15 protein-coding genes and 2 pseudogenes are annotated in these 17,149 nt (G+C 72.7%); 3 read left to right on the forward strand and 14 right to left on the reverse strand.

Features of this window, described 5'->3' with window-relative positions; translation table 11 throughout:
• Positions 1 to 147: 147 nt before the first annotated feature.
• The 3 genes from dapF to miaA form a co-directional block, all read right to left on the reverse strand.
• Complete coding sequence (gene dapF, locus AB0399_RS02425) at positions 148 to 1,053, reverse strand: diaminopimelate epimerase (RefSeq protein ID WP_366409986.1); 906 nt, start codon at positions 1,051 to 1,053, stop codon at positions 148 to 150.
• Positions 1,054 to 1,129: 76 nt separating this feature from the next.
• Positions 1,130 to 1,540, reverse strand: a complete 411-nt coding sequence (locus tag AB0399_RS02430; protein WP_328474608.1) for a hypothetical protein — start codon at positions 1,538 to 1,540, stop codon at positions 1,130 to 1,132.
• Between the two features lie 414 nt (positions 1,541 to 1,954).
• Positions 1,955 to 2,887 carry a tRNA (adenosine(37)-N6)-dimethylallyltransferase MiaA gene (miaA, locus tag AB0399_RS02435; RefSeq protein WP_366409987.1) on the reverse strand — a complete coding sequence of 311 codons (933 nt, stop codon included), beginning with the start codon at positions 2,885 to 2,887 and terminating at the stop codon, positions 1,955 to 1,957.
• 245 nt (positions 2,888 to 3,132) lie between these two features.
• Here miaA and AB0399_RS02440 point away from each other — a divergent pair, with 245 nt between their 5' ends.
• Positions 3,133 to 3,357, forward strand: coding sequence for an antitoxin (locus AB0399_RS02440; RefSeq protein ID WP_329364046.1), 225 nt, complete (start codon positions 3,133 to 3,135; stop codon positions 3,355 to 3,357).
• A gap of 187 nt (positions 3,358 to 3,544) precedes the next feature.
• Here AB0399_RS02440 and AB0399_RS02445 read toward each other — a convergent pair whose 3' ends face one another.
• Both AB0399_RS02445 and miaB read right to left on the reverse strand, forming a co-directional pair.
• Positions 3,545 to 4,312: a class III extradiol dioxygenase subunit B-like domain-containing protein gene (locus AB0399_RS02445; protein WP_366409988.1), complete on the reverse strand. Its 768-nt coding sequence runs from the start codon at positions 4,310 to 4,312 to the stop codon at positions 3,545 to 3,547.
• A gap of 317 nt (positions 4,313 to 4,629) precedes the next feature.
• A complete protein-coding gene (gene miaB / locus AB0399_RS02450; RefSeq protein WP_329364050.1) occupies positions 4,630 to 6,138 on the reverse strand; it encodes a tRNA (N6-isopentenyl adenosine(37)-C2)-methylthiotransferase MiaB in 1,509 nt (502 codons plus the stop codon).
• Positions 6,139 to 6,283: 145 nt separating this feature from the next.
• Here miaB and AB0399_RS02455 point away from each other — a divergent pair, with 145 nt between their 5' ends.
• Positions 6,284 to 7,282 (forward strand): TAXI family TRAP transporter solute-binding subunit, encoded by a 999-nt coding sequence (locus AB0399_RS02455; RefSeq protein ID WP_366409989.1) that lies wholly within the window; start codon positions 6,284 to 6,286, stop codon positions 7,280 to 7,282.
• 57 nt (positions 7,283 to 7,339) lie between these two features.
• Here the strand turns inward: AB0399_RS02455 and AB0399_RS02460 are convergent, their stop codons facing one another.
• Complete coding sequence (locus tag AB0399_RS02460) at positions 7,340 to 8,776, reverse strand: HAMP domain-containing sensor histidine kinase (protein WP_366409990.1); 1,437 nt, start codon at positions 8,774 to 8,776, stop codon at positions 7,340 to 7,342.
• A 21-nt stretch (positions 8,777 to 8,797) separates the two neighbouring features.
• Positions 8,798 to 9,547 carry a response regulator transcription factor gene (locus AB0399_RS02465; protein ID WP_366409991.1) on the reverse strand — a complete coding sequence of 250 codons (750 nt, stop codon included), beginning with the start codon at positions 9,545 to 9,547 and terminating at the stop codon, positions 8,798 to 8,800.
• 366 nt (positions 9,548 to 9,913) lie between these two features.
• Between AB0399_RS02465 and AB0399_RS02470 the strand changes: the two genes are divergently transcribed.
• Positions 9,914 to 11,644 (forward strand): FAD-dependent monooxygenase, encoded by a 1,731-nt coding sequence (locus AB0399_RS02470; protein WP_366409992.1) that lies wholly within the window; start codon positions 9,914 to 9,916, stop codon positions 11,642 to 11,644.
• Between the two features lie 65 nt (positions 11,645 to 11,709).
• Here the strand turns inward: AB0399_RS02470 and recX are convergent.
• The 7 genes and pseudogenes from recX to AB0399_RS02505 all read right to left on the reverse strand — a co-directional run.
• Positions 11,710 to 12,423 (reverse strand): annotated as a pseudogene (recX, locus tag AB0399_RS02475) (recombination regulator RecX); the annotation flags it as partial.
• Positions 12,344 to 13,420, reverse strand: a pseudogene (recA, locus tag AB0399_RS02480) (recombinase RecA); the annotation flags it as partial. The pseudogenes recX and recA, both read right to left, overlap by 80 nt.
• A gap of 230 nt (positions 13,421 to 13,650) precedes the next feature.
• Positions 13,651 to 14,769: an AI-2E family transporter gene (locus AB0399_RS02485; protein WP_329364058.1), complete on the reverse strand. Its 1,119-nt coding sequence runs from the start codon at positions 14,767 to 14,769 to the stop codon at positions 13,651 to 13,653.
• Between the two features lie 70 nt (positions 14,770 to 14,839).
• Entirely contained in the window at positions 14,840 to 15,034 is a 195-nt protein-coding gene (locus AB0399_RS02490) for a DUF3046 domain-containing protein (RefSeq protein ID WP_328470190.1), read from the reverse strand.
• A 42-nt stretch (positions 15,035 to 15,076) separates the two neighbouring features.
• Complete coding sequence (locus AB0399_RS02495) at positions 15,077 to 15,394, reverse strand: AzlD domain-containing protein (protein ID WP_366409993.1); 318 nt, start codon at positions 15,392 to 15,394, stop codon at positions 15,077 to 15,079.
• On the reverse strand, positions 15,391 to 16,071 hold the full coding sequence (locus AB0399_RS02500) for an AzlC family ABC transporter permease (protein ID WP_329373831.1): 681 nt from the start codon (positions 16,069 to 16,071) through the stop codon (positions 15,391 to 15,393). The genes AB0399_RS02495 and AB0399_RS02500 overlap by 4 nt, the downstream gene beginning before the upstream one ends.
• A gap of 151 nt (positions 16,072 to 16,222) precedes the next feature.
• Positions 16,223 to 17,059, reverse strand: a complete 837-nt coding sequence (locus AB0399_RS02505; RefSeq protein WP_366409994.1) for an AraC family transcriptional regulator — start codon at positions 17,057 to 17,059, stop codon at positions 16,223 to 16,225.
• Positions 17,060 to 17,149 lie beyond the last annotated feature (90 nt).

A 17,149-nucleotide genomic window follows, 5' to 3' on the forward strand; every position in this document is an offset into this window, starting at 1 on the left:
TGCCACGCTCTCGCCGAGAGTGATCCCCATCACCCGTTCGAGGGAAGGCGTACGGGTGTGGTGACCTGATACGTCCGGTTCGGGTGGGGCGAGCCGGCGCCGACGGTGCCAAGGCGGCCCACGAAGGGACCGCCGGGGGCCGCCGGGTCAGCGCCCGGAGCCGGCGAGCCAGGCGGGGTCGATGGTGCCTTCGGCGAGGATGACGGCGGGACCGGTCATCTCGATCTCGCCGTCGGCGCGCTCGGTGATCACCAGACGGCCGCCGGGCACGTCGACGGTGTAGGTGACCGGCTGGCCAGTGGCAGTGGGGTCCAGACCGTCCCTGCGGGCGGCGGCGACCATCACCGCGCACGCGCCGGTGCCGCAGGAGCGGGTCTCTCCCGAGCCGCGCTCGTGCACCCGCATGGCGACATGGGCGGGGCCGCGGTCGACCACGAACTCGACGTTGGTGCCGTTCGGATAGGCCGAGCCGGGACTGACGGCGGGTGCGCGCAGCAGGTCGCCGGCGTCGTCCAGGTCGTCGACGAAGGCCACCGCGTGCGGGTTCCCCATGCTGATGTGCACGGCGGGCCAGGTGCGGCCGTCGACACCGATGTTGACGGCGCCGCCGGGCAGTTCGGCGGGCCCCATCGTGACGGTGACGTCGCCCGGTGTGCCGTCCGCGCCGTCCTTGCCGATGTGGACATGCCGCACTCCGGCGCGGGTGGCGATGTCCAGGTCCCCGGCGCCGGCGCGTCCGGTCCGCTGGAGATAGCGGGCGAAGACCCGTACGCCGTTACCGCACATCTCGGCGATGCTGCCGTCGCTGTTGCGGTAGTCCATGAACCACTCGGCCTCGGCGGCGAGTGCGGCCGCCTCCGGATGGGCGGCGGAGCGTACGACCCTGAGCAGACCGTCGGCGCCGATGCCCGCCCGCCGGTCGCACAGCCGCGCCACGTCGCCCGCCGACAGTTCGAGCCGGCCGTCCGGGTCGGGGACGATCACGAAGTCGTTCTCGGTGCCGTGGCCCTTGAGGAAGGCGATGGGGGCGTCGGCGGGGGGCGCGTCAGTCACAGGTCCGATCGTACGTGGTCGGCCGTCGTCGGTGCCGGGTAAGCCGCCCGCACGGCGCTGACCTGGCGGCGCGCCGTCAGCGCAGCCGGGCGACCCGCCAGACGGCGAGCAACGCCAGCAGCACGATGAGTGCGGCGTAGCCGGCGACGTAGCGCCAGTCGGCGCGCTCGCCCGAGCCCCGCGCGGGCAGTCCCGGCCAGGTCTGGCCGATCCGGCGGGCGGCCGCCAGGCCCCACCCGGCCGCGCAGCAGCACAGCAGCAGGCCGAGCATCGCGACCACCGGGCCGGTGTCCCCCGACTCGAAGGCGAGCGGGAAGGCGAACATCAGCGAGCCGCCGACGGCCAGGGCGACGATCGGCGCGATCTGCCAGATCCGCAGCCGTCGCTGCGGCCGCAGCTCGCGGAAGGACTCGCCGTCCGCCATCGACGGCATCGGCTCCCCGGCCTCGAGCGGGTCGAGGTCGTCCAACACGCCGAGCGGTTCCAGCCGGTCGAGCCGTTCCAGGTTGTCGTACCGGTCGAGCGACGCGACCGACGCGAGCGGATCGCCGGGGTCGTCCGGATCGACGGCGACGTCGGCCACGGAATCGGGGCCGGGCTCGGGGTCGGCGGGCGCGTCCGGACCGATCAGCGCGTCCGGATCGAACGGAGCGTCCACGGAGTTCAACGACTCCAGGGAGTCCAGCGGTGGACGGGAGTCCGGAATCTGCCCCTGCCGGTGGTTCCGGTTCCGACTCCTCGCCGAGCGGTCGGAGTCCGTCGATGTGTCGCGCCCCGGTGGGGTGTCGCGTGGGCCGGCTGCCATCGCCACGCGCCCTCCCGTACGTCGACACAGTAGCTCGAAGCACGATGATGACACGGGCGGGAGGCGCCTCCGGGACACCGAGGCGTCCCGATGCAATCACGTGATCAGGCTGTGACCGCTTCTTGGAGTATCCCGCGCCAACGCCAGCGCCTGCCCGGCGAGTTCCGTTCCCTGGGTCGTGAGCCAGTGCACACGCGGGTCGCGCCGGAACCACGAGTCCTGACGCCGGGCGAAGCGCTTGGTGGCGCGTACGGTCTCCGCGTGCGCGTGCTCCTCGGTGCAGTCGCCGGCGAACCAGGCGAGCACCTGCTGGTAGCCCAGGGCGCGCGACGCCGTACGGCCCTCGCGCAGCCCGGCCGCCTCCAAGGCGCGCACCTCCGCGACGAGTCCGGCCTTCCACATCCGGTCCACGCGCAGCGCGATCCGCTCGTCGAGCTCGGGCCGCGGGACGGCGACCCCGATCTGCACGGTGTCGTAGACGGACTCGGGGCCGGGCAGGTTCGCGGTGAAGGGCTGCCCGGTGATCTCGACCACCTCCAGCGCGCGCACGATCCGGCGGCCGTTGCTCGGCAGGATCGCCCGAGCGGCCTCGGCGTCCACGGCGGCCAGCCGGGCGTGCAGGGCACCCGGCCCCCGCATGTCGAGTTCGGCCTCCAGGCGGGCGCGGACGGCGGGATCGGTACCCGGGAAGCGGAGGTCGTCGAGGGCCGCGCGGACGTAGAGCCCGGAGCCGCCGACCAGGATCGGCACCTTGTCCTCGGCGTGCAGCCGGTCGATCTCCTCACGGGCCAGTCGCTGGTAGTCGGCGACGTTGGCGGCCTGCGTGACGTCCCAGATGTCGAGCAGGTGGTGCGGCACGCCGCCCCGCTCCTCGTCGGTGAGTTTGGCGGTGCCGATGTCCATGCCCCGGTAGAGCTGCATGGAGTCGGCGTTGATCACCTCACCGCCCAACTCCCGTGCCAGGGCGACGCCCAGATCGGACTTGCCGGCCGCGGTGGGCCCGACGACGGCGATCACGCGCTTGTTCACCCTGCAAGTCTCCCAAACTCCGCCGTGACGTACCGATCGAGTGATGATCGCAGGCGCCGGCCGACCGGTTGTCCACAGGGCGTGGCGGTCGGCGGCGCGAAAAGCCGGCAGCACGGGTATGGTCGAGAAGTGGAGGGTGCCATGTGCCCTTTGGTGTGCTTTGCGACCTGGTCACCGCCGGTGTCGGCGCATCCCGGCCGTCCCCCTGGCCGTCACTTCGAGGGGAATCCCAGGGAAGGTGCCAGATGAGCTTCATGGACTCGCTCAAGGGCAAGCTCGGCGTGTCGAAGGACAAGGCCGCAGACCTCGCCAAGCAGCACGGCGACAAGATCCAGCAGGGCCTCGACAAGGCGGCCAAGACCGTCGACTCCAAGACCGGCGGCAAGTACAGCAACCAGATCAACTCGGGTGTGGGCAAGGCGAAGGACGCCGTGAAGGGTTACGGCGACAAGGGCCGCGACGCCACCTGAGCACCGACCCAACCGGTCCTGGTTCCGGGTGCCTCCCCGGGCCGTGACCAGCGCGCGGACCTATGAGCGCGCGCCCTGATGCCGGACGGCCGCGGACCCCACCATCCGCGGTCAGTCCACGTTCCGGGCCGATGCGCGTACGCGTCCGCACCGCACGGCGGCCCCACGGCTCGCCTCGGCGGGCCCGCTACGTCCAGGTCGCGACGAAGTAGCCGACCCCGTACGGCGCCGCGTCGTACAGCAGCTCACCCGCCAGCCCGGCGCCGCGTGCCGCTCCCGCCAGCACCTGCCACGGCGCCCGCCCCGCCGCCTGGACCGCCTGGGCCAAGGCCGTGTCGAGCCCCTCCAGCGCCGCGGTGTCGGCCGCGCCGAGCGCCGCGGCCACGGCGGCGTCGAACGGTTCCGCCCGCTCGTCCAGATAGCCGGGTGCCTTGACCGTACGGCACGCACTGCCGTCGCCCATGACCAGCAGCGCGACCCGCGGCGCCGCATCGGCGACGGCCCGCCCGACCACCGCGCACCGCTCCTGCTCCAGTTCCTCGCCCACCCCGAGCCCCTCGACGGGCGACGCCTGCCAGCCGCGCAGCAGCCACGCGGCCACCGCGAGCGAGGACGGCAGCGGAACCGGCAAGGCGGGCGGCGCCGCGTCCACACGGTCGGAGGACGGCTCCGCGGTCCGCTCTTCGGCGGGCTCGTCAGCGCGCGGCTGTCCCAGCGTCACGTCGACCGCGACGCCGTAGCCGCGGAAGGAGCCGACCGCACCGGGAGGGAAGACCTCGCGCCCAGGTCGCGGGGCCGGACCGACGACGACCAGCCGTTCCGGTCGCGCCGCGGCCAGCACGCCGACGGCGTCCGCGCAGGCCGCCCGCAGGGTGTCCAGCTCGGGCGCGGCACCGGCCGCGACCTCGGGTACGAGCAGCGGCGGGCAGGGGCAGACAGCAGCGGCGACCAGCATGATCGGAACCCTACCGGCCCGGCCTCCCACCGGCCCGGGTCCCCGCCGCCGGTCTGACGCCGATCCGACGCCGGTCTGACGCCGATCCAACGCCGGTCTGACGCCGGTCCAACGCGGGTCTGGCGCCGATCCGATGCCGGTCTGACGCCGATACGGCCCCGCTGACGAGCCACGGCCGCGAGCCCACGCCGACCGCGTCCCCCGCCCGACGGCAGCCCCCGGTCGCCGCCCAGGGCACTCTCGAAGGCCGCCGACGGCCCTTCAGCGCCTCTGCCGGCCCCGCACGCCCATCTCCCCGGCCGCGACGTCCGCGGCCCTCAGTCGAGCGCGCAGCCGCCCGCCGGGACCGCCTCGGGCGAGGGAGCCGGAGCACCGATCGTCGGCAGGCCGAGCATCACGCCTGCGGGCTTGGCGGCCGCAGCGCCCTGGCGCCGCTCCCAGGCGTCACCGGCGCGAGTGCGGCGGACCGACAGCGGGGGCCGCTCGGCGAGCAGGTGGTGCGGGGCTCCGTAAGTGATCTCGACGGTCGCCATGTCGCCGGGCCTGACCTCCTGCTCCGGCCGCGCGAAGTGCACCAGCCGGTTGTCGGGGGCACGGCCGGACAGCCGGTGGGTGGCGTCGTCCTTGCGGCCCTCGCCCTCGGCGACCAGCACCTCCAGGGTGCGGCCGACCTGCTTCTTGTTCTCCTCCCAGGAGATCTCGTCCTGGAGCGCCACCAGCCGCTCGTAGCGCTGCTGCACGACCGCCTTGGGGACCTGGCCGTCCATCTCGGCCGCCGGGGTGCCGGGCCGCTTGCTGTACTGGAAGGTGAACGCCTGCGCGAAGCGCGCCTGGCGCACGACCTCCAGGGTCTGCTCGAAGTCCTCCTCGGTCTCGCCGGGGAAGCCCACGATGATGTCGGTGGTGATGGCGGCGTCCGGCATCGCGGCGCGCACCTTCTCGATGATGCCGAGGTAGCGGTCCTGCCGGTACGACCTGCGCATCGACTTCAGCAGCCGGTCGGAGCCCGACTGGAGCGGCATGTGGAGCTGGTGCATCACGTTCGGCGTCTCGGCCATGGCGGCGATCACGTCGTCGGTGAAGTCGCGCGGGTGCGGGGAGGTGAAGCGGACCCGTTCCAAGCCGTCGACGGCGCCGGTGGCCCGCAGCAGCTTGCCGAACGCCTCGCGGTCGCCGATGTCGGAGCCGTACGCGTTGACGTTCTGACCGAGCAGGGTGACCTCGACGACCCCTTCGGCGACCAGCGCCTCGACCTCGGCGAGCACGTCGCCGGGCCGCCGGTCCTTCTCCTTGCCGCGCAGCGCGGGCACGATGCAGAACGTGCAGGTGTTGTTGCAGCCGACCGAGATCGCGACCCAGGCCGCGTAGGCCGACTCGCGGCGTGAGGGGAGCGTGGAGGGGAACGTCTCCAGCGACTCGACGATCTCGACCTGCGCCTCGTCCGCGATCCTGGACCGCTCCAGCAGCACCGGGAGCTGCCCGATGTTGTGGGTGCCGAAGACGACGTCGACCCAGGGGGCGCGCTTGACGATGGTGTCGCGGTCCTTCTGCGCCAGGCAGCCGCCGACCGCGATCTGCATGCCAGGGCGCGCGGCCTTCTTCGGCACGAGCTGGCCGAGATTGCCGTAGAGCCGGTTGTCGGCGTTCTCCCGCACCGCACAGGTGTTGAAGACCACGACGTCCGCGCCGTCGGCGCCCTCCGGCGCCCGCACATACCCCGCGTCCTCCAGGAGGCCGGCCAGACGCTCGGAGTCGTGGACGTTCATCTGGCACCCGTAGGTGCGGATCTCGTAGCTTCGCTGGAGAGCGGTGTCCTGCGCGGTCATGCCCCCAGGGTAGGCGGTGCCCACGACATACCCGAACCCGGTTTGCCGCCGGGCGGACAGCGACAGCGCACGGGGTGGCGGCCGGGGCCGCCCGGTCCCGGCCGCGCCTTCCTTCCCGGCGGCACGGCTGGCAGGATCGCGGGGCATGGACCTCACCCCCCTCGGCAGCCGGCTCGGCACCCGACGTGCCCTCCAGGTCGTGCTGGCCGCCGCCTCGGCCCTGGCACTGCTGCTGTGGTGGCTGCTGCCGACGGACGGTCCGTCGTACCCGAAGGGGCCGATCTCGCTGGCGACCGGGGTGCAGAGCGGGGTCTACGAGAAGTACGGCGTGCTGCTCAAGAGCGACCTGCGGACCGCCCTGCCCGGTGTGAAGGTCGATCTCAAGCACACCGAGGGCTCCGTGGAGAACATCGAGCAGGTGGCCGACGGGCGCTCCGACTTCACGATCGCCGCGGCCGACGCGGTCGCGTCCTACCGCGGTCCGAACAAGAAGGACCTACGGGCGTGCGCCCGGCTCTACGACGACTACATGCAGCTCGTCGTGCCGCGCGACTCCACCGTGCGGTCGGCACGGGACCTGCGCGGGCTGCGGGTGGGCGTCGGACAGGCCGGATCGGGGGTCAACCTGATCACCCGGCGGCTGCTGACGGCCGCGGGCCTCGACATCGCGAAGGACGTCACCGCGGTGCCGGTCGGGATCGACCAGGCGCCCTCGATGCTGCTCTCCGGCAAGCTCGACGCGTTCTTCTGGTCCGGGGGGCTGCCGACCGCGGCGGTGAGCGCGATGGCGTACCCGACCGACCGTATCCGGCTGGTCCAACTCGGCGACCTGGTGGCCAAGCTGCACTCCATGGGATCGCAGATGCAGTACTACCGGCAGGCGATGATGCCGCCGGACGCGTACCCGCGCGCCCAGGGCGGTCAGTCCGTCGCGACCATCGCGGTGGCGAACCTGCTGGTCACCACGGACCACGCCGACGCCGCTCTGGTGCAGCGGCTGACCAAGGCGGTGATCGACAGCAGGGACTCCATCGGCAAGGTGGTGCACGCGGCCCAACTGGTCGACCTGCGCACCGCCGTCTTCACCGACCCGCTGCCCCTGCACGTGGGCGCGGAGCGCTACTACCGATCCGTGAAGCCGTAGCCGGCGCGCCCGTACGAGCCCCGCGCCACCGGCTGGTCCGAGGGTGTCCGCTCCACCTCACTCGGCGGGCCGTGCCGATGTCACCGGCGCGGTGCGCGGCACCGCCAGCCGCACCTCCAGGCCGTGCGGCTCGCGGCGCCCGAAGCTGATGCTGCCACCGCCCTGGCTGAGCAGCGCCCGCGCGATCGACAGGCCCAACCCCGAGCCGTGCACGTTCTGGTGGCGGGCACTGCGCCAGAACCGGTCACCGATCCGGTCGAGTTCGTCGTCGTTCAGGCCAGGTCCGCTGTCGGCCACCTCGATGGCGACCTGATCGCTGTCGACCGCCACCCGTACCGTGACCGCGCTGCCCTCGGGGGTGAACTTGATCGCGTTGTCGATCACGGCGTCCAGAGCGCTGGACAGCGCGATCGCGTCGGCCCACGCGGTGGCCCCTCCGTGCGCGGGCGCGCTGAAGTGCACGGCGACACCCTCCCGGTCGCCGCTGGGCCGCCAGGCGTCGGCGCGGGTCCTGGCCAGTTCCGCGATGTCGGTGACGCCCAGGTGGCTGCCCGAGCTCTCCGCGACGGCGAGGCCGAGGAGGTCGTCGAGCACCTGGGCGAGTCGGTGGCCCTCCTCCTTCACGGATTCGGCCTCGGTATGGCCGTCGGGCAGCTCGAGGCCGAGCAGCTCGATCCGCAGCAGCAGGGCGGACAGCGGATTGCGCAACTGGTGCGAGGCGTCGGCGACGAAGGCGCGCTGCTGCTCCAGCACGGCTTCGACGTTGTCCGCCATCTCGTTGAACGACCGGACCAGACGCCGAAGTTCCGGGGGTCCCCCGGATGCCCCGACCCGCGACTTCATCCGTCCGGTGGCGATGTCGTGCGTGACCCGGTCCAGCGTCGCGACCGGCAGCAGCACCCAGGCGGTCAGCCGCACCGCGAGCAGGACCGCGATGGCCATCGCCGCGAGCTCTCCGGCCGCGAGCAGCAGCCAGCCGTGCAGGATGCGCGAACGCAGCGCCCCGGTGGGCGAGTCGGTGACGACCACCGCGACCACGTCGCCGTCCCGCACGATCGGCGAGGCGATGGCGAGCATGCGGTGCTGCCACGGCCACACCTGCTCCGGATTGTGGACGCGCCGCCCCAGCAGCGCCGAGTCGTACGCGTCGTACAACTCCCCGCTGGACGGGACCCGCCAACTGTGCGGCGCCGCGGCCATCGACGTGCGGTCCCGGTAGAAGACGCCGGCCCTGATGCCGTAGAGCTGCTCGTACCGGTCGAGTTCGGTCACCAGCGTGTGCAGCCGCTCGTCGTCCTCCGGGTCGACGACCGTGTTCTCGTCGCGAGCCGTGACGAACTGCGCCAGCGCCGCGAAGCGGGTGGTGTCGTCGATACGGTCCACCACGACGCGCTGCTGCTGGGCGGCCGCCTGGCTGGCGGCCAGCGGGAACCCGAGCGCGAGCAGGACGCCGGCCATCAGCACGATGAGCAGCGGCAGGAGTCGTGAGCGCACGGCGGTCCTCGGCTTCTGCGGTCAGCCGGCCGGCACGACGAGCCGGTAGCCGACCCCGCGCACCGTCTCGATCATGGCCGGGGTGCGCAACTTGGAACGCAGCGAGGCCACATGCACCTCCAGGGTGCGGCCGGTTCCCTCCCAGGCGGTGCGCCACACCTCGCTGATGATCTGCTCCCGGCGGAAGACCACCCCGGGCCGCTGGGCGAGGAGGGCGAGCAGGTCGAACTCCTTGCGGGTCAGCGCCACCGAATCGCCGTCCACGGTGACCCGCCGGGTGGACGGTTCGATCACCACCTGGCCGAGCGACATCGGGGTGCCGTCGGCGGCGCCCGGCATGGTCACCACCGGGCTGCCGTTCGGCGGTGTGGCCGGCCCCGCGTTCTGGGCGGCCCCGGGTCGCAGCGGCGGTCGGCGTACCACCGCGTGGATACGCGCCAGCAGTTCGCCGGTGTCGTACGGCTTCACGACGTAGTCGTCCGCGCCCAGGTTGAGACCATGGATGCGGGACCTGACGTCGGAGCGTGCTGTGACCATGATCACCGGAGTGGCGCTGCGGCGCCTGATGCGGCTGCACACCTCGAAGCCGTCCTGGTCCGGCAGCCCCAGGTCGAGCAGCACGCAGTCGTACTCCGGGCCGCCGTCGGGAAGCAGCGCCTGGATCGCCTCCTCGCCGCTACGGGCGTGGCGCACGTCGAAGCCGTGCTTTCCGAGCACAGCGGAGAGGGCGGCGGCGACCCGGTCGTCATCCTCCACCAGCAGCAGTCGCATGCGTCACCTCCTCCTCATCCGCCGGAACACCCGCGTTGGCGCGGACTTCGCCGCTCCGCCCGCGGAATGGGTCATGGACCTGTCGATCGAATCCACGCCGATCGGGACCCGCACGTCAAGGGGCTACCGGCTCCCGCAGCGGACCGTTACCCAGCCGGTACGCTCCGGGGACGGGGAAGGCACGCAGCGGCGATTCCCGTGGCGGCGGACCGGTGCCGCGGTGTGCGCCCCGGGTGCGTCGCGTGCGCGGCCGATGTGCGCCCGATGAACCGCCCGCACCGCGCCGACGTGCGACTGTCGCTTGACGTGGGCAGGCGCAGTGAGTTGCATACGCTTTGTGACCGCAACTCTTCCGGGGGCCGCTGCGTGGACCCCGTGATCGTCGCGGGGGCCGGCCCAGTGGGTCTGACCCTCGCTCTCGCGCTGGCCCACCGCGATGTGCCCGTGATCCTGCTGGACGAGGCGGAGGTGCTCGGCGGAGCCGAGGGGCTGCGGCAGGCGCGCACCTGCGTGCTCGGTCCGGCGACCGCAGCGCTCGTGGAACGCCTCGGCTACGGCGGACTGCGCGGCGACGGCGCGACCTGGACGGGCTGGCGCACGCTGCGCCGTCGTACGGAAGTGTTACGGCTGGACTTCGGCGCCGATCCCGCGGGCGCCCCGGTCCATGTCGCGCAGTACCTGCTGGAGAAGGGGTTGCGGACGGCGCTTTCGTCCCGCGGCTCGGTGCGTGTCGTGTCCGGCTGCCGGGTGGACGCGGTGGAGCAGGACGCGCGCGGGGTCACCGTGCACACCAAGGGCGCCGAGGAGACCTGGTGGCGCGGCAGTTACCTGGTGGGGTGCGACGGTCCGCGCTCCACGGTCCGCAAGCTGCTGGGCGTACGTTTCCCCGGCCGTACGGCGGTGGACCGGCACGCGGTGGTGACGGTGCGGACCGAACTGCCCGAACCCGGTGTGGCGCTGCTGCACCGCGATCCGCCGGGAGCCCCGGCCGGGCAGGAGATCACCGCCCGCCCGCTGCCGGACGGACGGTGGCGGATGGACTGGCTGCTGCCGGTGCACGGCCGCCAACTCACCTCCGACGCGCTGGTGGAACGTCTCAGGGCCGCCCTGACCGCATGGTGCGGCAAGGTGGTGCCGTACGAGCTGGTCGGCTCGGCCGACTATCCCGTCCATCAGCGGCTGGCCCGCGCCTGGCGGGCCGATCGGGTCTTCCTCGCGGGGGACGCGGCGCACCTGATGGGGGCGCTGGGGGCGCAGAGCGTCGAGGAAGGGCTGCGCGACGCCGAGAACCTCGCCTGGAAGTTGGCACTCGCCGTTCACGACGGCGCTTCCGATCTCCTGCTCGACAGCTACGAGGCGGAGCGGCGAGGCGCGGTCGGTACCCGGCTGCGCGCCACCGACCAGGCACTTCCGCTGCTGCGGGCGAACGGTGCCTGGCAGACGGTCCGCCACAGCCTGCTGTCCGGCTCGGCCCGCGGCCAGGTCGAGTTGCTGACCGACAGCCATCTCGGGCGCGGCGGCACGGCTGCCTCCACGGTGTACGGCCGCTCACCGCTGACGGTACCCGCGCCTCGGAGTTCCGCCAGGTCGGGCGGGGTGTCGTCGCTGGCGGCCGAGTGCGACACGCGGCCGGGCGAAGCGGTGGCCGACGTGGACGTCACCGCGCTGGACGGCACGGTGAGCCGGCTGCGCGACCGGCTCGGGCGCGGGTTGGTGGTGGTGCTCGTCGCGCCCGGGACCGGGGTGTGGGAGTCGCGGCACTGGCTGACGGCCGGTCTGATGCCGCGGCTGGCGTCAGCGGTGGCCGCGCTGCCCACCGGGGCGGAGCTGCTGGTCGCCGAGACCTATCCGGGGGCGACCGCGCACACGGTGCTGCTGGTCCGGCCGGACGGGCATCTGGTGGCGGCGATGGTGGGCTGCCGGCCCGCCGAGTTGTACTCCTACGCGGACCTGGCCCGGGGAGGTCCGCCGGCACCGGCGGGCAGCCGGGACGACCCGGCCGACGACGCCACCCCCGATGAGGGTGGACCCGACCGCCCGGACGGGCGTCCGGGGGGCGATGCGGCCGGTCACCAGGTCAGCGGGCGCACCGGCTGACCCGGCGAGCGGCGAGCGGCGAGCGGCGAGCGGCGAGCGGCGAGCGGACTATGACCGCTCCGCGCTTATTCGCCTTGCCATGCCCACCGCTCCTCTTCCGTTTCCTCACCGCCGGCGCCTTCGGCCGCCAGTGCGTCGCGGACCACTCGCAGGGACATGCCCTCCGGGTATCCCTTGCGGGCGAGCATGCCCGCGAGACGTCTGATCCGCCGGTCGCGGTCCAGGCCACGGGTGGCCGGCAACCGGCGCCGGACCAGCTCGCGGGCGGTCTCCTCCTCCTGCTCGGAGTCGAGCAGTTCGACGGCCTCGGTCACCAGCTCCGCGTCCACACCACGGTGGCGAAGCTCGCGGGCGAGGGCGCGGCGGGCGAGGCCGCGGCCGCGGTGTCGTGACTCCACCCAGGCGTTGGCGAACGCCTGGTCGTCGATGAGGCCGACGTCCTCGAAGCGCTCCAGGACGTGCTCGGCGACGTCGTCGGGGATCTCGCGCTTGCGCATGGCGTCGGCGAGCTGCCGACGGGTGCGGGGGGTCCCGGTGAGCAGGCGCAGGCACAGTGCCCGCGCCTGCTCACCAGGATCGAGCGGCGGCTCTCGCGAGGCCCTCGACTCGGAAGAGCCGCCGCGCTTCTGGGACTTGCGCTCCATGGCGTCAGACCTTGGCGGCGGTGGCCTTGGTCGCCTTCTTCGGAGCGGGGACATCGGCCTTGGCGGGCTCCGCCTTGGCGGACGCGGCCGACCCTGCGGCGTCGGCCTCCGGCTGGGCGGCCGGGGTCTCGGGCTTCGGCACGCCGACGCCGAGCTTCTCCTTGATCCGCTTCTCGATCTCGTCCGCGAGGTCCGGGTTGTCCCGCAGGAAGTTCCGGACGTTCTCCTTGCCCTGGCCGAGCTGGTCGCCCTCGTAGGTGTACCAGGCACCCGACTTGCGGACGAAGCCGTGCTCCACGCCCATGTCGATCAGGCCGCCCTCGCGGCTGATGCCGTGGCCGTAGAGGATGTCGAACTCGGCCTGCTTGAAGGGCGGCGCGACCTTGTTCTTGACGACCTTGACACGGGTGCGGTTGCCGACCGCGTCAGTGCCGTCCTTGAGGGTCTCGATCCGGCGGATGTCGAGCCGGACCGAGGCGTAGAACTTCAGGGCGCGGCCACCGGTGGTGGTCTCCGGCGAGCCGAACATCACACCGATCTTCTCGCGGAGCTGGTTGATGAAGATTGCGGTGGTCTTCGACTGGTTGAGCGCGCTGGTGATCTTCCGCAGTGCCTGGCTCATCAGTCGGGCCTGGAGGCCCACGTGGGAGTCGCCCATCTCGCCCTCGATCTCGGCCCGCGGCACGAGGGCTGCCACGGAGTCGATCACGATGAGGTCGATGGCGCCGGAGCGGACCAGCATGTCCACGATCTCCAGCGCCTGCTCGCCGGTGTCCGGCTGGGACAGCAGCAGGTTCTCGATGTCGACGCCCAGGGCCTTGGCGTACTCGGGGTCGAGGGCGTGCTCGGCGTCCACGAAGGCCACCGTGCCACCGGCCCGCTGGGCGTTGGCCACCGCGTGCAGGGTGAGGGTGGTCTTGCCGGAGGACTCCGGGCCGTACACCTCCACGACGCGGCCGCGGGGCAGCCCGCCGACGCCGAGCGCCACGTCCAGCGCGGTCGACCCGGTGGGGATGACCTCGATGGGCTCGTTCGGCCGGTCGCCCAGCCGCATGACGGCGCCCTTGCCGAATTGCCGTTCAATCTGCGCGAGCGCGGCGTCGAGCGCCTTCTCGCGGTCGTTTCCTGCCATGGACTCCACCCGGGATGTCTGGTTCGATCGCTTCACGTCCATGACGCTAGCGCCTGGCACTGACAACGCGCCCGCACGTCGTCCGGGACCTGTGGATAACTCCGGCCGACGTGTGCGCCCGGCACCGGCCGGAGTTCGCGCCGCCACGGCGGGAGATCCGCCGGGCCCTCTCCATATGAATGGATGTTCGATTTTCATGTCAAGCGACCCGCCGAGCGCGCCCGGGTCGGTCACATCCGCGGGTCGGTGACCTCGTAGCGCCTTACATAGGCGGTGAAGAAGCCCTGGAGCGTGGCGGTGGCCGGGATGGCGATGAGCGCGCCGACCGCGCCGAGCAGCGCCGTCCCCGCGATCACCGAGCCGAAGGCGACCGCCGGATGGATGTCCACCGTACGCGCGGTGATCCGCGGTTGGAGCAGGTAGTTCTCGAACTGCTGGTAGACCACGACGAAGCACAGCACCCACAGCGCGTCCCACGGGTCCTCGGTGAACGCGACGAGGATCGGCAGGGCCCCGGCCAGGTAGGTGCCGACGGTGGGGATGAACTGCGAGACCAGCCCCACCCAGACCCCGAGCGCGGGGGCGTAGGGAACACCGAGCACCTGGAGCAGGATGTAGTGGGCGAGCCCTGAGACCACGGCCATCAGGGCTCGGGAGTAGAGGTAGCCGCCGGTCTTGGCGACCGCGATGTCCCAGGCCCGCAGGACTTCCGCCTGGTGCGCGGGCGGCAGCATGGAGCACAGCGTGCGGCGCAGCCGGGGCCCGTCCGCGGCCAGGTAGAAAGTGAACAGCACCACCGTGAAGACCTGGAAGATCGTGCCGATGACCGTGGCCGAGATGCCCCACACGCTGGCGGCACCACTGGTGAGGTAGGTGCGCACCCAGTTGGAGTGCAGCACCTTGTCATGCAGCTTGCCGCCGGTGTCGATGTGCGTGTGGAAGGTCCGGTTGATCCACTTCACCACGTCGTCGACGTACTGCGGCAGGTTGCGCACGATGGTGCCGATCTGGTCGACGAGCAAGGAGCCGACGGCCAGCAGGAAGCCGGCGGCGGCGACCAGCACCACGAGCATCACGATTCCGGTGGCCAGGCCCCGGCGGATGCGGCGCCTGGCCATCCAGTCCACCGCGGGCTCGATGGCCAGGGCGCAGAAGAACGCGACCAGGACGTTGACGAGGAGTCCGACCAGCCGGTCGAACGCCCAGTGCGCGAACTGGTAGCAGGCGACGAGGGCGAGCGCGAGGAGGAGCGCGCGAGGCAGCCAGCGCGGCATGCGCGCACGTGACGGGCGCGATCCGTCGCCGGGCGCGTCGGGCGCCGGGTCGGGAGACTCGTCACGTGCTGCCACAGGCCAAGTCTGGGCCCTACCTCCGATCAAGTCCTGATATCAGGGCATTCGCGGCATTTCGGACGGATGGTCAGCGTCGAGCGGCGGGCACGTCCATGGCCACGCAGACCGCCCGCCAGACGTCCTTCGCCTCCCAGCCGTCCTCCAGCGCCTGGACGACCGTACGGCCGCCCAGTTCGGACATCACATGGTCACGCGCGAAGGAGTCGGCGTAGGTCTCGCCGAACTGCGCGCGCATCCGCTCCCAGAACATCGTCAGCCGCATGGGTGCCAGTATCCCTCGGTCGCCGGCCGCCCCTCGTACGGCCTACATCGCCCGTACCGCGGCGGTGACCAGTACCGCGGCGGCGACCACCACGAGGAAGGGAGCGCGCAGGAGCAGCGCGGTGGCCGCTGCCGCCAGCCCCGCGGTCCGCGCGTCGATCGCCAGGCGCAAGGCATCGGTGCCGAAGGTCTGCAGCGCGGTCAGGGCGGCGAGCAGGGCGATGGGCAGCAGAGCGGCCAGTCGCTTGACGAGCGGGCGCTCCAGCAGCCCCGCGGGCACGGACAGGCCGAGCAGTTTCACTCCGTAGCAGCCCAGGGCGGTGGCGCCGATGGCGATCCACGTTCCCGTTTCCCCGGTCATCGCGCGGCCCTCTTCTTTACGGCCAGCACCAAGGGTGCCGCCAGAGCCGCGACCAGCACCGGCACCCCGGCGGGCAGCACGGGCAGGCAGACCAGCGCGAGCAGGACGGCGAGCGCGGCCACCGCCCGTTCGGTGCGTCCCTTCACCATGGGTGCCAGCAGGGCCAGGAAGACGGCCGGCCCTGCGGCGTCCAGTCCCCAGGCGTCCGGATCACCGAGCGCCGACGCGCCCAGGGCTCCCAGCAGCGTGGTGAGGTTCCACAGCACGTAGAGACTCGCGCCAGTGACGGTGAAGCCGAGCCGGGCGGCGGCCCGTTCGCGCTGCGCCAGGGCGACCGCTGAGGTCTCGTCGATGACCCACTGGGCGGCCAGCGGCCGTACGGACGCCGGCAGGCGCAGGAGTTGCGAGAGCCGCAAACCGTAGAAGGCGTTGCGGGTGCCCAGGAAGAACGCCCCGGCCGCCGCCGCGAACGGACTGCCTCCCGCACCGAGCGCACTCACCAGCGCGAACTGCGAGGCCCCGGTGAACACGAGCAGCGACAGGACGCAGCTCTGGAGGACGGACAGGCCCGCGCCCGCCGAGGTCACTCCGAAGGCGAATCCGGACAGTCCGACGGCGACCCCTACTCCCAGGGCGTCTCGGACCACTTCTGCTCGGGGCCGTGGCGGCTGCCGCACGGTGTCCGGCCCCGTCGTCTGCGCTGTTTTCACTCGATCAGGCTAGGAAGACCGCCGCCTGCGGGTCTTGTACGTTCTTGCGGCGGCGGCCCCGCGGCGATACCGGGCGAGACGGGCCGCCCGCCGGCCGTCCGAACGACGCGGCCGCGGGTCAGCGCTCTCGTACGATCTTCCGCTCGCGCTGGTACGCGCCGGGCGGGACCCCGACGATCCGGCTGAAGTGGCGGTTGAGGTGCGGCTGGTCGGTGAAGCCGACGGTGACCGCGGCTTCGGCCGGAGCGACGCCGGTGTCCAGGAGGCGGCGGGCGGCCCGGACGCGCTCACCGGTGAGCCACGTGTGCGGGGGCAGGCCGTAGGCGGCCTTGAAGGCGCGCAGCAACGCGAAGGGGCTGGTGGCCGTGGCGGCGGCGAGTTCGTCGAGACCGGGCGGGTCGGCCAGGTGGGCGGCGAGCAGTTCGCGGGCATGGGCTGCGGCGCCGGGAGCCGCCGCCCGCGGCCGGCCGCCGCGGGCGATGCCCCCGCTGTGGCGCGCCAGCAGCCGGGCGAGGGTCAGGCGCAGAAACGTCTCGGCGGCGAGCGCGTCGTCCTGCTCGGCCGCTTCGTGGACGGCCGCGATCAGGCGGGCCGCGGTCGGGTCGGCTATGACCGGGCCGGTGAAGAAAGGGGTGCCGCGCAGCCCGCGGGTCTCGGCGGCGACGGCCGACACGACGTCCGTCCGCGGATACAGGACCCGGTAGCTCCAGCCGCCGGCGGCGCCCGCGTACGCCGAGTGCGGGACCTCCGGGTTGATCAGGACGACGCCGCCCTCGCCGGCCCGCTCGGCACCGCCGGGCAGGCCGATGCCCTCCACCCCGCCGGTGACCGCCGCGATCACGTAGCCGTCGTGGGCATGGCGGGAGAAGGTGTGCCGGATGTAGCGGGCCCGCAGCAGGTCAACCCCGGGCAGGCCCGGGTGCTCCCAGAATCGTGCCTGCTCACGCGCGGTCATGGGGACATTGTGTCGTGACCGCGCCAGGAGTTGTCCACAGCCGGAAGAGTGGTCGTCGGCGCGGTGTCGGTCCGGCGAGGCAGGATGGGG

The organism is Streptomyces sp. NPDC088194, from assembly GCF_040702025.1.
In the GTDB taxonomy this organism is placed as follows: domain Bacteria; phylum Actinomycetota; class Actinomycetes; order Streptomycetales; family Streptomycetaceae; genus Actinacidiphila.

Coding starts and splice junctions, on each gene's coding strand:
- AB0399_RS02440 (WP_329364046.1), top strand. CDS start 3,133: ATGAGCTTCATGGACTCGCTCAAGGGCAAGCTCGGCGTGTCGAAGGAC.
- AB0399_RS02445 (WP_366409988.1), bottom strand. CDS start 4,312: ATGCTGGTCGCCGCTGCTGTCTGCCCCTGCCCGCCGCTGCTCGTACCC.
- miaB (WP_329364050.1), bottom strand. CDS start 6,138: ATGACCGCGCAGGACACCGCTCTCCAGCGAAGCTACGAGATCCGCACC.
- AB0399_RS02455 (WP_366409989.1), top strand. CDS start 6,284: ATGGACCTCACCCCCCTCGGCAGCCGGCTCGGCACCCGACGTGCCCTC.
- AB0399_RS02465 (WP_366409991.1), bottom strand. CDS start 9,547: ATGCGACTGCTGCTGGTGGAGGATGACGACCGGGTCGCCGCCGCCCTC.
- AB0399_RS02490 (WP_328470190.1), bottom strand. CDS start 15,034: ATGCGGCTGACGATGTTCTGGGAGCGGATGCGCGCGCAGTTCGGCGAG.
- AB0399_RS02495 (WP_366409993.1), bottom strand. CDS start 15,394: ATGACCGGGGAAACGGGAACGTGGATCGCCATCGGCGCCACCGCCCTG.
- AB0399_RS02505 (WP_366409994.1), bottom strand. CDS start 17,059: ATGACCGCGCGTGAGCAGGCACGATTCTGGGAGCACCCGGGCCTGCCC.